The organism is Pseudomonas syringae group sp. 247E2, from assembly GCF_032587795.1.
GTDB classification, from domain to species: domain Bacteria; phylum Pseudomonadota; class Gammaproteobacteria; order Pseudomonadales; family Pseudomonadaceae; genus Aquipseudomonas; species Aquipseudomonas amygdali.
Map to the genome: position 1 here is coordinate 87,705 of NZ_JAWHPK010000029.1, position 15,874 is coordinate 103,578.

The 15,874-nt window shown below is 58.1% G+C and carries 11 protein-coding genes; 8 read left to right on the top strand and 3 right to left on the bottom strand.

What is annotated here, in order from left to right; translation table 11 throughout:
• The first annotated feature begins 5 nt into the window (after nt 1-5).
• The 8 genes from gloB (at nt 6) to fabI (ending at nt 10,811) form a co-directional block, all read left to right on the top strand.
• Nucleotides 6-785 carry a hydroxyacylglutathione hydrolase gene (gene gloB / locus RYC18_RS23020; protein ID WP_005782266.1) on the top strand — a complete coding sequence of 260 codons (780 nt, stop codon included), beginning with the start codon at nt 6-8 and terminating at the stop codon, nt 783-785.
• A gap of 98 nt (nt 786-883) precedes the next feature.
• The gene (locus RYC18_RS23025; protein ID WP_002552745.1) at nt 884-2,470 is read left to right on the top strand and encodes a lytic transglycosylase domain-containing protein; all 1,587 of its coding nucleotides are present in this window, start codon (nt 884-886) and stop codon (nt 2,468-2,470) included.
• A 137-nt stretch (nt 2,471-2,607) separates the two neighbouring features.
• Nucleotides 2,608-4,437 carry an extracellular solute-binding protein gene (locus RYC18_RS23030; RefSeq protein ID WP_029241053.1) on the top strand — a complete coding sequence of 610 codons (1,830 nt, stop codon included), beginning with the start codon at nt 2,608-2,610 and terminating at the stop codon, nt 4,435-4,437.
• Nucleotides 4,434-6,290: an extracellular solute-binding protein gene (locus RYC18_RS23035; RefSeq protein WP_016982405.1), complete on the top strand. Its 1,857-nt coding sequence runs from the start codon at nt 4,434-4,436 to the stop codon at nt 6,288-6,290. Before RYC18_RS23030 ends, RYC18_RS23035 begins: the two co-directional genes overlap by 4 nt.
• Nucleotide 6,291: 1 nt before the next feature.
• Nucleotides 6,292-7,365, top strand: coding sequence for a microcin C ABC transporter permease YejB (locus RYC18_RS23040; RefSeq protein ID WP_005733152.1), 1,074 nt, complete (start codon nt 6,292-6,294; stop codon nt 7,363-7,365).
• Between the two features lies 1 nt (nt 7,366).
• The gene (locus RYC18_RS23045; RefSeq protein WP_002552741.1) at nt 7,367-8,386 is read left to right on the top strand and encodes an ABC transporter permease; all 1,020 of its coding nucleotides are present in this window, start codon (nt 7,367-7,369) and stop codon (nt 8,384-8,386) included.
• Nucleotide 8,387: 1 nt separating this feature from the next.
• Nucleotides 8,388-9,998, top strand: a complete 1,611-nt coding sequence (locus RYC18_RS23050; RefSeq protein WP_005743883.1) for an ABC transporter ATP-binding protein — start codon at nt 8,388-8,390, stop codon at nt 9,996-9,998.
• 18 nt (nt 9,999-10,016) lie between these two features.
• Nucleotides 10,017-10,811, top strand: coding sequence for an enoyl-ACP reductase FabI (fabI, locus tag RYC18_RS23055; RefSeq protein ID WP_004660733.1), 795 nt, complete (start codon nt 10,017-10,019; stop codon nt 10,809-10,811).
• Nucleotides 10,812-10,921: 110 nt separating this feature from the next.
• Here the strand turns inward: fabI and RYC18_RS23060 are convergent, their stop codons facing one another.
• From RYC18_RS23060 to lon, 3 genes are all read right to left on the bottom strand, one after another.
• Entirely contained in the window at nt 10,922-12,805 is a 1,884-nt protein-coding gene (locus RYC18_RS23060) for a SurA N-terminal domain-containing protein (RefSeq protein WP_004667782.1), read from the bottom strand.
• A 205-nt stretch (nt 12,806-13,010) separates the two neighbouring features.
• Nucleotides 13,011-13,283 (bottom strand): HU family DNA-binding protein, encoded by a 273-nt coding sequence (locus RYC18_RS23065; RefSeq protein ID WP_002552737.1) that lies wholly within the window; start codon nt 13,281-13,283, stop codon nt 13,011-13,013.
• Nucleotides 13,284-13,429: 146 nt separating this feature from the next.
• Nucleotides 13,430-15,826: an endopeptidase La gene (lon, locus tag RYC18_RS23070; RefSeq protein WP_005782258.1), complete on the bottom strand. Its 2,397-nt coding sequence runs from the start codon at nt 15,824-15,826 to the stop codon at nt 13,430-13,432.
• Between the last annotated feature and the right edge of the window lie 48 nt (nt 15,827-15,874).

Consider the following 15,874-nt stretch of genomic DNA (forward strand, 5'->3'; position numbering starts at 1 on the left):
GCGCCATGATACAGATCCACGCCCTTCCTGCTTTCAATGACAACTACATATGGTTGTTACAAGACCTTTCGAGCCAGCAATGCGCTGTGGTCGATCCTGGCGACGCGAAACCGGTGCTGGGCTGGCTGGCGGAGCATCCTGACTACCAGCTGGCCGATATCCTCATCACCCACCACCACAATGATCATGTCGGCGGCGTGGCGGAACTCAAGCAGGCGACCCGGGCACGCGTACTCGGCCCTGCGGCAGAGACTATTCCGGCACGCGATATCGCACTGGTCGACCATGACCGACTGACAGTGCTCGGTCTCGAGTTTGTGGTGCATGCAGTTCCCGGCCACACGCTCGGTCATATCGCCTTCTACCATGAAGACGCTACAACGCCCTTGCTGTTCAGCGGCGACACGCTGTTCGCAGCAGGCTGTGGACGTCTGTTCGAGGGTACGCCAGAGCAGATGCATGACTCCCTCGAGCGTCTGGCCAAACTGCCGGACAGCACGCTGATTTATTGCGCCCACGAATACACGCTGAGTAATCTGCGCTTCGCCCAGGCCGTCGAGCCCGATAATCAGGATATTGCCCAACGCCTCGCCGAAGTCACCCGCTGGCGTAGTGAAAATCGCATCAGCCTTCCTTCAAACCTGGCTCTGGAAAAACGCACCAACCCGTTCCTGCGAACCCGGGAAACATCTGTTAAAGAAAAAGCGGACGAACGGAGCGGCGGGCAAAACACCTCGCAGAGTGCGGTCTTTGCCAGCTTGAGGGCATGGAAAGATAAGTTCTGACCGACCATAAAACCGCAATAAAATTCTGAAAGGTTGACCGACGGCAGGCTGCTTCCTAGAATCGCCCGACATTTTCGTCTGGATGTACCCCCCGAACAATGTCGTCATCTATCAGCAAGCCTTCACATTCGGACGCATTGACTCGGTTGGCTCAGGCCATGGCTGTCACCGCGAGTGCGCTTCTGGCCGGTTGCCAGAGCACTGCCAGCGTCGACCCGGTCAGCAGCCATCGCACGCCTAATCTGGCCGCCGGCATCAAGCAAAAACCGATTTTCCTGTCTCACAAGCCCGTCACTCCCCTCGCCCCGCCACAAGATGTGTGGGAGCGCATGCGTCAGGGCTTTCAACTGCAACAAGGCAACGATCAAAACCCCCGTATCGACCAGCAGCGCCTGTGGTTCGCCAACAACCCTTCCTTTCTGGAAAACGCTGGCGAGCGTGGCAGCCTGTATATGCATTACATCGTCGAGCGTCTTGAAGAACGCAACATGCCGCTGGAGCTGGCTCTGCTCCCTGTCATCGAAAGCGCCTACAACCCGATGGCCGTTTCACGCAGCCAGGCTGTAGGTCTATGGCAGTTCATCCCCTCGACCGGGCGTTATTTCAATCTGCGTCAGACCAGCTTTTACGACGGACGTCGTGATATCCAGGCCTCGACTGTTGCCGCACTGGATTACCTGACCCGCCTCCATGACATGTTCAACGGCGACTGGTTGCTGGCCCTGGCGGCCTACAACGCGGGCGAAGGCACAGTGAGCCGTGCCATCGAGCGCAATGACAAGCTCAACCTGCCGACCGACTACTGGAACCTGCCACTTCCGCAGGAAACACGGGACTATGTGCCCAAGCTGCTGGCCTTGTCCCAGGTAGTACTGTCGCCGGAAGCCTATGGCGTCAACCTCAATCCGATCGCCAACCAGCCCTATTTCGAAGTCGTCGAACTCAACAAGCGCGTCGATCTGTCCAAAGTGGCCAGCGCTGCCGATATTGACGAAGATGAGCTTATCCAGCTCAACCCTGCCTACAAGAAGCGCCTGACCGTCGATGGGCCTCAGCATCTGCTGGTGCCAACGTCCAAGGCGCAACTGCTGACTGCCAGCCTGCTGACCATGAAACAGGAAGAGCTGGTCGCCTGGCAGCCTTACCGCGTACGCAAGGGCGATACTCTGGAAAGCCTGGCGAGTCGCTATCAGGTCACGGTCAGCTCGCTCAAGGGCAATAACAAGCTGTCCGGCAACCGCCTGAAGGTCGGTCAATCACTGAGCATACCGGTCAAGCCGGGCATGCAGAATTCACAGCCCGTGTTCGAAGCGTTGGCCAGCAACGACAAGCCGTCACGTACCCGAAGTTACAAGGTGCGCAGCGGTGACAACCTGACCACCATCGCGCAAGCCAACAAGGTGGATGTCGAAGACCTGCAACGCTGGAACAAGCTGACCGGCAAGAAGCTCAAGGTCGGCCAGACGCTGGTCATGCAGGACACCAGCAAATCCAGCAGTAAAACGGTCGCCAGCGCCAAAGACGGCGAAAAGAAATCCATGCAGTACAAGATCCAGAAAGGCGACTCGATGTACCTGGTCGCCAAGCGCTTTAACGTCGAGATGCAACATCTCAAGCGCTGGAATCCACGTAGCGGGCAGGCCCTCAAACCCGGTCAGACCCTGACCGTTTACCTGCCGCACTGATGACCGCGGCCACTTGCCCTTCGATAACCTTGGGGCGGGTGGCCGATGCAGCCCCGGCGGCGCAGTCACCTGCAGTCTTTTTCCAGCTGGAACAAGCTGTTACTGTTAGCGACCCGAAAGCCCAAGTCGCCTGGATCGTGATACGTCCCTTCCTGCTAACCATCAGCCTGGCCTTGAGCTTCTGCGCCAACGCAGCCATCACAGAAAGTCATGGCTATGCGCAGTTTGGTGTTCTCAAGTACCCGGCCAGCTTTACTCATTTCGACTGGGTCAATCCCGAGGCGCCGAAAGGGGGCACCTTGAGAATGATGGCGTTTGGTACGTTCGACACGCTCAATCCTTACACATTCAAGGGCAGCAGCCCGGTCTCGACCGGAAACTTCCTGCAATACGGCGTCAATGAACTGAACGAGCCGTTGATGGTGGGCACAGGGCAGTACGACCCGTCCGGCGATGAACCGACCTCCAGTTACGGGCTGATCGCCCAGTCCGTTGAATACAGCGAGGACCGCAGCTGGGTGGTGTTCAACCTGCGCCCGCAGGCGCGCTTTCACGATGGCAAGCCCATCACCGCCTACGACGTCGCGTTTTCCTACCGAACGCTGCTCAAGGACGGTCATCCTCAATACCGCACCGCCTTGCAGGAAGTGCAGCGCGTCGACATCCTCAATCGTCATCGCATCCGGTTTGTCTTCAAGCGCTCTGGCAATCCGTTGCTGATTCTGCGTCTTGGGGAACTGCCAGTGCTGCCCCAGCATTACTGGAAGAACAGAGACTTCAAGGCGACTACCTTCGAACCGCCGCTGGGCAGTGGTCCCTACCGCATCACCCGCGTGCAGCCCGGACGTCAGCTGGTGTTCGAGCGGGTCAAGGATTACTGGGGCAAGGACCTGCCGGTCAACCGCGGCAAATACAATTTCGACCGGGTGGAAGTCGAGTTCTACCGCGACAGCGATGTGGCGTTCGAAGCATTCAAGGCGGGCGAATTCGATATCTACATCGAGCATCAGGCCAAGAACTGGGCCAATGGCTATAACTTCCCGGCAGTGGCAAACGGTCAGGTAATCAAGGCGCAGATTCCGCACCGCATACCGACCCAGACCCAAGGCCTGTTCATGAACACCCGGCGCGCGGCCTTCGCCGATATCCGCGTACGCGAAGCACTGGGGCTGTTGTTCAATTTCGAATGGACCAACCGCACACTGTTCAGCGACGCTTATGAGCGTTCGACCAGCTATTACCCCAACAGCGAGTTTTCAGCGACGGGCCTGCCGAGCGGGGCTGAATGGTTATTGCTGGCGCCTTATCGCGATCAGTTGCCCGCCAGTCTGTTTACCCAGCCATTTGCCCCATCGAAAACCGATGGCGGCGGCATCCCGCGCGATACTCTGCGCAAGGCCTTGAAACTGCTTGCCGATGCTGGCTGGACGCTGTCGGACAAGGGCTTGCTCAACGCCGACAAGCAACCGCTGCGCTTCGAGATCCTGCTGGTCAACCCCAACCTCGAACGCATCCTGCAGCCCTACATTGAAGACCTGCGACGCCTGGGTATCGATGCAGGGCTGCGCACCGTCGATCGCGCCCAGTACAAACAACGCCTGGACCGTTTCGACTTCGACATGATTCTCATGACCCTGCAACAGACGCTGAGCCCTGGTCTTGAGCAGTGGCAATATTTTCATTCAAGCCAGGCCGCGATCAACGGCAGCAAGAACTACGCCGGCATTGCCAACCCGGTGGTCGACGCCCTGCTGAACAAACTGCTCGGCGCGCAAACCCGCGATGAACAGGTCGCGGCTGCGCGAGCGCTGGACCGCGTGCTGCTGGCTCAGCACTACAGCATTCCCAACTGGTATCTGAACAATCATCGGCTTGCCTATCGCAACCGATTCGCCATGGTCACCACCCCGCCCTACACCCTGGGGCTGCGTGCGTGGTGGCTCAAGACTCTGGAGAAGCCCCGATGAACCCATTGCATTCCCTGCGCGCGCAAGCGGCCGGCCTGCTGTTGGCCAGCCTCGCCTGCACGGTACAGGCTGCGCCTCAGCATGGCGTGACGCTGTACGACGAGCCGCCCAAGTACCCGGCCGACTTCAAGCACTTCGACTACGTGAACCCGGATGCGCCCAAGGGTGGCACGTTCCGCCAGGCAGGCTTCGGCGGTTTCGACAGCCTCAACCCGTTCATCAACAAGGGCGTGCCGGCAGATGACATCGGCCTGATCTACGACACCCTGGCCCGTGCAAGCCTGGATGAACCGTTCAGTGAGTACGGGCTGGTTGCCGGTAAAATCGAGAAAGCCCCGGACAACAGCTGGGTACGCTTCTACCTGCGCCCGGAAGCGCGCTTTCATGACGGCCACCCGATGCGTGCCGAAGACGTGGAGTTCAGCTTCAAGACACTGATGGAGCACGGGTCGCCCATGTACAAGGGTTACTACGCCGACGTCGATCAGGTGGTCGTCGAAGACCCGCTGCGCGTGCTGTTCAAATTCAAGCACAAGGGCAATCGGGAGATGCCGCTGATTCTTGGCCAGTTACCCGTGCTGCCCAAACATTTCTGGGCAGATCGCGACTTCAGCAAGGGCAACCTGGACTTCCCGCTGGGCAGCGGGCCGTACAAGGTCGCCGATGTAAAAGCCGGGCGCTCGGTGCGCTATGAACGGGTCAAGGATTACTGGGCCAAGGACCTGCCGATCAATAAGGGCTTCTACAACTTCGATGTGCTGAACACCGACTACTATCGCGACAACACCGTCGCGCTGGAAGCGGGCAAAGCCGGGCAGTTCGATTATTGGGTGGAAACCAGCGCCAAGAACTGGGCAACTGCATATGACACGCCAGCAGTCCGGGATGGCAGGCTGATCAAGGAAGAGCTGCCCAATGGCAATCCGACGGGCATGCAGGGTTTTGTCTTAAACCTGCGCAAGCCGGTGTTTCAAGACGTCAGGGTCCGTGAGGCGCTGACTCTGCTGCTGGACTTCGAGTGGACCAACAAACAGCTGTTCAACGGCTCGTACAGCCGCACCAAAAGCTATTTCGACAACTCGGAAATGGCCGCCAGCGGTCTGCCGTCTGCCGAAGAACTGAAAATTCTTGAACCGTTGCGCGGCAAGATTCCGGATCGAGTGTTCACCGAACCCTTTACGCTGCCGGTAACCGATGGCAGTGGCATGATTCGTCCACAGCAACGCCGGGCCTTCCAGCTGTTGCAGGAAGCGGGCTGGAAGATCGTCGACGACAAGATGGTAGATGCACAGGGCAACCCGGTGAAGCTGGAGTTTCTGATCGCCCAGACCGAGTTCGAGCGCATTCTGTTGCCTTACAAACGTAACCTGAGTGATCTGGGCATCGAGCTGGTGATTCGCCGCGCCGACGTGTCGCAATACATCAACCGCCTGCGCTCGCGAGACTACGACATGATCGTCACTGGCTATCCGCAGTCCAGCTCACCCGGTAACGAGCAGCGCGTGTATTTCGACTCATCCAGCGCCGACAACCCGGGCAGCCGCAACTTCATGGGCCTCAAGGACCCGGCGGTAGACACGCTGGTCAACGGGCTGATCAACGCCGACTCCCGGGAAAGCCTGATCACCCATACCAAAGCGCTGGACCGCGTATTACTGTGGGGTTTTTACGTTGTACCCAACTGGCACATCAAAACCTGGCGGGTGGCTTACTGGAATCACATCGACCATCCCAAGGCCAAGGCGCTTTCCGATATCGGCCTGATGACCTGGTGGGCGAAGCCGAATGTCAAACCCGCCACCGCGACCCCGTCAGCCACTGATCAGGCCAAGCCTGCGAACGCGGAGCAATAACATGCTGGCTTATATTCTGCGACGGCTACTGCTGATCATCCCTACCCTGCTCGGCATTCTGATCATCAACTTCGTCATCATTCAGGCCGCACCCGGTGGACCGGTCGAGCAGATGATCGCCAAGATCGAAGGCTTCGATGGCGCTACCAGCCGAATTGCGGGTGGCGGCGCCGAGGTATCGGTGGCGGGCTCCAACTACCGTGGCGCACAGGGCCTGGACCCGGCACTGATAAAAGAAATCGAACGCATGTACGGTTTCGATAAATCGGCACCGGAACGCCTGTGGATCATGATCAAGAACTACGCCACGCTGGATTTCGGCGACAGCTTCTTTCGCGATGCCAAGGTGATCGACCTGATCGTCGAGAAGATGCCGGTCTCCATCTCTCTGGGGTTATGGAGCACGCTGATCATGTACCTGGTGTCGATCCCGCTTGGGATCGCCAAAGCCACTCGCCACGGCAGTCAGTTCGACGTGTGGACCAGCTCGGCGATCATCGTCGGCTACGCCATCCCGGCGTTTCTGTTCGCGATTCTGCTGATCGTGGTGTTTGCCGGTGGCAGCTACTTCAACTGGTTCCCGCTGCGTGGGCTGACCTCGAACAACTATGACGAACTGAGCACCCTGGGCAAGATCTTCGACTACTTCTGGCATCTGGTGCTGCCGGTCACCGCGCTGGTGATCGGCAACTTCGCCACCATGACGCTGCTGACCAAGAACAGCTTTCTCGATGAAATCAGCAAGCAATATGTCACCACCGCCAAAGCCAAGGGCCTGAGCAACCACAAGGTGCTCTACGGCCATGTGTTTCGCAACGCGATGCTGCTAGTGATCGCCGGCTTCCCGTCGGCGTTCATCGGTATCTTCTTCACCGGCTCGCTGCTGGTGGAAGTGATCTTTTCGCTGGACGGCCTGGGCCTGATGAGCTTTGAAGCCGCTATCAACCGCGACTACCCGGTGGTGTTCGGCACCCTGTTCATCTTCACCCTCCTGGGGTTGGTGGTGAAGCTGATCGGCGACATCACCTACACCCTGGTAGACCCGCGCATCGACTTCGAAAGCAGGAAGCATTGATATGAAGCTGTCTCCTCTCAATCGCCGTCGCTTCGAACGCTTCAAAGCCAACCGACGCGGCTGGTGGTCACTGTGGCTGTTCCTCATCCTGTTCGGCCTGAGCCTGGGCGCCGAACTGATCGCCAACGATAAACCGCTCGCCGTGCGCTACGACGGTCACTGGTACTTCCCGGTGCTGGAGCGTTACCCGGAGACCACCTTCGGCGGCGAATTCCCGCTGGAAGCCAATTACAAGAGCCCGTACATCAAGGAATTGCTCGCGGCGAAGGATGGCTGGACCCTGTGGGCGCCCATCCCGTTCAGTTACCAGAGCATCAACTACGACCTGAAAGTCCCCGCCCCTGCGCCACCGTCCCGGGAAAACCTGCTGGGCACCGACGATCAGGGCCGTGATGTATTGGCACGAGTGATCTACGGCTTCAGGATTTCCGTGCTGTTCGCCCTGACCCTGACCATCCTCAGCTCGATCATCGGCGTCATCGCCGGTGCCCTGCAGGGTTTCTATGGCGGCTGGGTCGACCTGCTGGGCCAGCGTTTTCTGGAAGTGTGGTCGGGCCTGCCCGTGCTGTATCTGTTGATCATTCTCGCCAGCTTCGTGCAACCCAACTTCTGGTGGCTGCTGGGCATCATGCTGCTGTTCTCCTGGATGAATCTGGTAGACGTGGTGCGTGCCGAGTTCCTGCGTGGCCGGAATCTGGAATATGTAAGAGCCGCGCGAGCGCTGGGCATGGAGAACGGCGCGATCATGTTCCGCCATATCCTGCCCAACGCCATGGTATCGACCATGACCTTCATGCCGTTCATCCTCACCGGGGCCATCGGCACCTTGACTGCACTGGACTTCCTGGGCTTCGGCCTGCCCGCCGGATCACCTTCGCTGGGCGAACTGGTAGCGCAGGGCAAATCCAACCTGCAGGCACCCTGGCTGGGCATCAGCGCGTTCGCTGTGCTGGCCATTATGCTGAGCCTGCTGGTGTTCATCGGCGAATCCGCCCGCGATGCTTTCGACCCAAGGAAATAAGATGAGCAATGACAATCTGATCGAAATCCGCGATCTGGCAGTCGAGTTCGTGACGGGCGACTCACGGCAACGGGTGGTCGAGAACATCAGTTTTGACATCCGTCGGGGTGAAACCCTCGCACTGGTCGGCGAAAGCGGCTCGGGCAAATCAGTTACAGCGCATTCGATCCTGCGCCTGCTGCCCTACCCCATTGCCAGTCATCCGAGCGGCACTGTCCGCTACGGCGGTGAAGACCTGCTGAAAGTGGAAGAGAAAAAGCTGCGCTCGATCCGTGGCAACCGTATCGCCATGATCTTCCAGGAACCGATGACCTCGCTGAACCCGCTGCACTCGGTCGAAAAACAAATCAACGAGGTACTGGGCCTGCACAAGGGCCTGACCGGCAAGGACGCCACCAAACGCACGCTGGAGCTTCTTGAGCTGGTAGGCATCCCAGAGCCACACAAACGGCTCAAAGCCTTGCCACACGAGCTGTCAGGCGGCCAACGCCAGCGTGTAATGATAGCGATGGCACTGGCCAACGAGCCGGAGCTGCTGATTGCCGACGAACCGACTACTGCACTGGACGTCACGGTACAGCTGAAAATTCTTGAATTGCTCAAGCAATTGCAGGCTCGCCTGGGCATGGCATTGCTGCTTATCAGCCACGATTTGAACGTGGTGAGGCAAATAGCCAACCGAGTATGTGTCATGCAGCGCGGTTGCATCGTCGAACAGGCATCGTGCGAAGAATTGTTCCGTTCGCCGCAACACCCTTACACCAAAGTGTTGCTCAGCGCAGAGCCCAGCGGCGGTCCTTCGACCAACCCGGCCGGCGCCCCGCTGCTTGAAGTCGAGGACCTGAAAGTCTGGTTCCCGATCAAAAAGGGCCTGCTCAAGCGCACGGTCGACCACGTCAAGGCGGTGGACGGCATACGCTTCAGCCTGCCGCAAGGGCAAACACTGGGCATCGTGGGTGAAAGCGGGTCGGGCAAATCGACGCTGGGGCTGGCGATTCTTCGGCTGATCGGCAGCCAGGGCACCATACGTTTCAAGGGCAACGCGCTAGAATCTCTGTCGCAACAGCAGATCCGTCCGCTGCGCAGGCAGATGCAGGTGGTGTTCCAGGACCCGTTTGGTAGTTTGAGCCCGCGTATGTCAGTGGGTGAAATAGTTGGCGAAGGCTTGCGAATCCATGGCATGGGCACGGCCGCCGAGCAACAGACGGCGATCATCGAAGCACTCAGGGAGGTTGGTCTGGATCCGGATACCCGGCACCGCTACCCTCACGAGTTCTCCGGTGGCCAACGGCAGAGGATCGCCATTGCACGTGCGCTGGTATTGAAACCGGCGCTTATCTTGCTGGACGAGCCGACGTCAGCCCTCGACCGGACCGTACAGCGTCAGGTCGTCGAGCTGCTTCGCTCGCTGCAAGCCAAGTACAATCTGACGTATTTGTTCATCAGCCATGACCTGGCTGTCGTCAAAGCGCTGAGCCACCAGCTGATGGTGGTCAAGCAAGGCCAAGTGGTCGAACAGGGTGCAGCGCAGGACATCTTCGCCGCACCGCAACATCCTTATACACAGCAGCTGCTGGAAGCCGCCTTTTTGGCGCCGGTAGCTGTCGATTAACCTGAAGAGGAACAACACATGGGTTTTCTCGCCGGTAAGCGCGTCCTGATCGTCGGTGTCGCCAGTAAACTGTCCATCGCATCCGGCATTGCTGCCGCCATGCATCGTGAAGGTGCAGAGCTTGCTTTCACCTACCAGAACGACAAGCTCAAGGGCCGTGTCGAAGAGTTCGCCGCAGGCTGGGGCTCAGGTCCTGAGCTGTGCTTCCCTTGCGATGTGGCCAGCGACGAAGAGATCACCAAGGTCTTTGAAGAGCTGAGCAAGAAGTGGGACGGCCTGGACGTGATCGTTCACTCGGTCGGCTTTGCTCCGGGTGACCAGCTCGACGGCGACTTCACCGACGCTACCACTCGCGAAGGTTTCCGCATCGCTCATGACATCAGCGCCTACAGCTTCGTGGCCCTGGCCAAGGCTGGTCGCGAAATGATGAAGGGCCGCAATGGCAGCCTGCTGACCCTGTCGTACCTGGGCGCAGAGCGCACCATGCCCAACTACAACGTCATGGGCATGGCCAAGGCCAGCCTGGAAGCCGGCGTTCGTTACCTGGCCGGCAGCCTCGGCCCGGAAGGTACTCGCGTCAATGCTGTATCGGCCGGCCCGATCCGCACACTGGCGGCTTCGGGTATCAAGAACTTCCGCAAAATGCTGGCTGCCAACGAGGCACAGACTCCTTTGCGCCGCAACGTGACCATCGACGAAGTCGGCAATGCCGGTGCGTTCCTGTGCTCTGACCTGGCGTCGGGCATCAGTGGTGAGATCATGTACGTCGACGGCGGTTTCAACACCACCGCGATGGGCAGCATGGAAGAGTAAGACGGCAAGCGCCGCTCCTCGCGAGCGGCATTTTTCCGGCAGGCAACTTTCCTGCACTCAAAAAGAAGGCCGCTCAGTGAGCGGCCTTCTTTTTTGTGCGGGTTTCGAGCTTAGAACTTCTCGATCTTCGCCTTGCTTTCCAGCTGTGCACGGTACGCAGCGAAATCCTGCTGACCCGCACGCGACGCGAGGAAGCGACGGTATTGCGCCTTTTCCGCGTCAGTCGGCGCAGCAGCCTGATTCACGCCATTGAGGCGCACAATCACGAAGCTGCCATCGGCTGCAGTAATGCTGGCGAATTCCGGCTTGCCCTTGCCATCAGGCTTGGGCATGCGGAACAGCGTCTGCAGTACTTGAGGATCAACGCCCTCCTGACTGCGAGTGACTGCTTCCATCGATTTCCAGTCACGTCCATCCTGCTTCGCAGCCAGCGGGATCTTGCCATCACGCAGCCCGGCCAGCAGAGCCTCGCCCTTGGCCTTGGCAGCGGCCGTGGCGTGCTCCTTGACCAGTTGAGTGCGAATCGAGCTGGCAACGCTCTCAAGCGGCAACTGCTGAGGTTGCAGATGCTCTTTGGAGCGCACCACCACGACGGTCTCCGGATCCAGCTCCAGCGTGTTGCTGTTGGAGCCTTCTTCCAGCACTTCCGGGCTGAACGCAGCCTGGATAACCGCACGGTTGGCTGTAATACCCTCACCGCCTTCACGACCGAATGGCGCAGTGGTCTGAACCTTCAGGCCCAGGTCCTGTGCCGGTTGAGACAGATCGGACGATTCAAACGCAGAATCTTCCAGCTGCTTGGTCACTTCGACAAATTTCTGCTCGACCAGCTGCGATTTCAAATCCGTGGTCAGCTTGTCTTTCAGACTGGCGAAGGTCGGCACCGATGGAGCCTCGACGCCCAGCAACTTGATCAGGTGCCAGCCGAAGTCGGTACGCACAGGCTGCGATACCTGGTCCTTGTTCAAGGCATACAATGTGTCTTCGAACGCAGGGTCATAGACACCCTTGCCTGCGTAACCAAGATCACCGCCCTTGCTGGACGAACCAGGGTCCTGCGAATATTCCTTGGCCAGCGCCGCAAAATCTTCACCCTTGGCCAGACGCTGTTGAATTTCTTCAATCTTCGCCTTGGCCTGCTCGTCGTTCAGTTTGTCGTTCACCTCGATCAGGATGTGCGCAGCACGACGCTGTTCGGACAGATTGGCGATTTCCTTCTGATAAGCCGCCTGCAAGTCCTCATCCTTGACCTGCACCTTGTCGAAGAAAGACGACTTCTTCAATTCGATGTAATCAAGCACAACCTGCTCAGGGCTCATGAACTCCTTGGCATGCTGGTCGTAGTGAGCCTTGACTTCGTCGTCCGTCACTTTGACCGCCGTGGTATCGGCGGGCAGGGTCAGCGACGCGAAATCACGGGTCTGCTTTTCCAGACGGGCAAAAGCGTCAACCTGTGCATCGGTTACGAAAGCACTGCCGGCAACCCCCGCACGCACCTGACCGATGAGCATTTCCTGGCCAAGCATCTGGCGGAACTGCAGACGGCTGTAACCCAGCTGGCGAATGACCTGATCGAAACGGTCAGCACTGAACTTGCCATCGACCTGAAACTCAGGCGTCTGCAAAAGCTGCTGATCCAGTGCCGCGTCGGAAAACGAGAATTTCGCATCCGTTGCACCTTGCAGCAGCAGCTTGCGGTCGATCAGGCCTTTGAGGGCTGATTCACGCAACAGCTTTTCATCCAGCATCGCAGGATCGAAATCCTTGCCCAACTGCTGCGCGAGCTGCTGAGCCAACTGACGCCGCTGCATGTCGACGGCCTGGCTCAACTCATTCTGAGAGATGTCCTCGCCGTTCACTTCAGCCGCGTTCTGCTTATTGCTGGTAGCGGTAAACAACGCCTCGATGCCGGTGAAGGCCATCAAAGCGATGATGATTCCGATAATTGTCTTGGCAATCCAGCCTTGTGAATTGTCCCTGATGTTCTGCAGCATTGCGTCCCCCAAAACGGTTGAACTGACTAACCAACCGCGGAGCGTGGGTAGAAAGCGGATAGAAGAAAGGCGCATCCGAGGATGCGCCTTCTCGTAACTGACGGAGCGGTAGGGCTCGAACCCCTCGGTGTTGCAACCGAATGCACCACCGCTCCGCTACTGGATCAGGACAGACCCGACCCAGCGGGCAAAGGCATCGAGAGGCTTAGTTGACAGCTTCTTTGAGGGCTTTACCAGCTTTGAAACCTGGTTTTTTAGCAGCAGCGATTTCCAGCGTCTTACCAGTCTGAGGGTTGCGACCGATGCGAGCAGGACGATCAGTCACGGAGAACGTACCAAAGCCAACCAAAACAACCGAGTCGCCAGCCTTCAGAGCGCCAGTGACGGATTCGATCACTGCGTCCAGCGCACGGCCAGCAGCAGCTTTCGGGATATCAGCAGATGCAGCGATAGCATCAATCAGTTCCGACTTGTTCACTCTAAGTCCCCTTATCTCTATATTGAGTATGTTTCTAAGTTTTAGGTGTTAAGCAAAACGAGCGCTGGAAGGCTTGCTGGTGCTTGCTTTAAAGAGCCGCTTTATAACAAGGGCTCTAAAAAGCTGTCAAGGAAGCCTACCCAGTCTTAATGCGTGCTAATTCTGTCCTTAGAGTCAGACTCGCGTTTTTCTTCCTTTGCGACCAGATCTGTAGCCACGTCCGGCAACGGCTCCGGCGCGTATTGCAGCGCAATTTGCAGGACTTCGTCAATCCATTTAACGGGCTTGATTTGCAGATCCTGCTTGATATTGTCAGGAATCTCCTTCAAATCACGCACGTTTTCTTCCGGAATGATCACCGTCTTGATTCCGCCGCGATGCGCAGCCAGAAGTTTTTCCTTCAGACCACCAATCGCCAGCACCTGCCCGCGCAAGGTAATCTCGCCCGTCATTGCCACATCGGCACGTACCGGGATCTGTGTAAGCGCTGATACCAGAGCAGTACACATGCCTACGCCAGCGCTTGGTCCATCCTTGGGCGTCGCGCCTTCCGGCATGTGGATATGCGTGTCGTGTTTCTCGTGGAAATCGGCTGGAATGCCCAGACTACGGGCACGACTGCGCACCACGGTCTGCGCGGCTGTAATGGATTCGACCATGACATCACCCAGCGAACCGGTCTTGATCAACTGGCCCTTGCCCGATACAACCGCAGCCTCGATGGTCAGCAATTCACCGCCCACCTGAGTCCACGCCAGGCCTGTGACCTGACCGATCTGATCCTGTTGCTCGGCCAGTCCGTAGCGGAATTTGCGCACACCCAGGAAGTGTTCGAGCATCTCGGCAGTAACCTGCACGGAGAAGCGTTTTTCCATGGCGTGTTCTTTGACCGCCTTGCGGCAAACCTTGGCAATCTGGCGCTCTAGACCGCGTACGCCCGCTTCACGGGTGTAGTAGCGAATGATGTCGCGGATTGCTTCATCGTCGAACTGGATCTCGCCTTTCTTCAAGCCATTGGCCTGAATCTGCTTGGGCGAGAGGTATTTGACGGCGATGTTGATCTTTTCGTCTTCGGTGTAACCCGGCAGGCGAATGACTTCCATCCGGTCCAGCAAGGCTGGCGGAATATTCATCGAGTTCGACGTGCACAGGAACATTACGTCGGAAAGATCGTAGTCGACTTCGAGGTAGTGATCATTGAAGTTATGGTTCTGCTCGGGGTCCAGGACCTCAAGCAATGCCGACGCCGGATCGCCGCGCATGTCACTGCCCATCTTGTCGATTTCATCAAGCAGGAACAGCGGGTTGCGGACGCCCACTTTTGTCATCTTTTGTATCAATCTTCCTGGCATCGACCCGATGTAAGTCCGGCGATGACCACGAATTTCAGCCTCGTCACGCACCCCGCCCAGCGCCATTCGCACAAACTTGCGATTGGTTGCATTGGCGATAGATTCTGCAAGGGAAGTTTTACCCACACCTGGAGGCCCTACCAGACACAGCACAGGGCCACGAATCTTCTTCACGCGCTTTTGCACGGCGAGGTATTCGAGAATGCGTTCCTTGACCTCATCCAGACCATAATGGTCGGCATCAAGGATCGCTTCGGCGCGCGCAAGGTCCAGACGCACCTTGCTCTGAGCCTTCCACGGCACCTGAACCAGCCAGTCGATGTAGGAGCGCACCACAGTCGCCTCGGCCGACATCGGCGACATCTGCTTGAGCTTGTTCAGCTCGGCAGTCGCCTTTGTCAGAGCGTCCTTGGGCAGCCCGGCAGCGTCGATGCGCTTTTTCAGCTCTTCAATTTCGTTATGGCCTTCGTCGCCATCGCCCAGTTCTTTCTGAATGGCCTTCATCTGCTCATTCAGGTAGTACTCGCGCTGGCTGCGCTCCATTTGTTTTTTCACACGACCGCGAATGCGCTTTTCAACCTGCAGCAGGTCGATTTCGGCATCCAGCAAGGCCAGCACGTGCTCGACACGGGCCGACAGGTCGATAATCTCGAGAATTTCCTGCTTCTGCTCGATCTTGAGCGCCATGTGCGCTGCCATGGTGTCAACCAGGCGACCGGGCTCATCGATGCTGTTGAGCGACGAGAGGACTTCTGCGGGGACTTTCTTGCCAAGCTGCACATACTGCTCGAACTGAGCCAGCAGGCTGCGCACAAATACTTCGGACTCGCGATCCGGCGCATCGACTTCGTCGATCAACGCGACGTCGGCGCGGTAATGGCCATCGACTTCGATGAAACGCTCTACCGAACCACGCTGCTCACCTTCGACCAGCACCTTGACGGTGCCGTCAGGCAGCTTGAGCAACTGCAATACGGTGGCAATAGTGCCGACGTTGTACAACGCCTTTTCATCAGGATCGTCGTCAGCCGGGTTTCTTTGCGCCAGCAGCAGAATCTGCTTGTCGCCCGTCATTGCCGCTTCAAGGGCTTCGATAGACTTCTCGCGCCCCACGAACAGCGGGATAACCATGTGCGGATAAACCACGACATCACGCAATGGCAAGAGAGGCAACTCAATAGTGGTCTTCATGATTTCGCCTCTACGGCGGCCAATTGGCCGGGACAGATGGAATTAGCT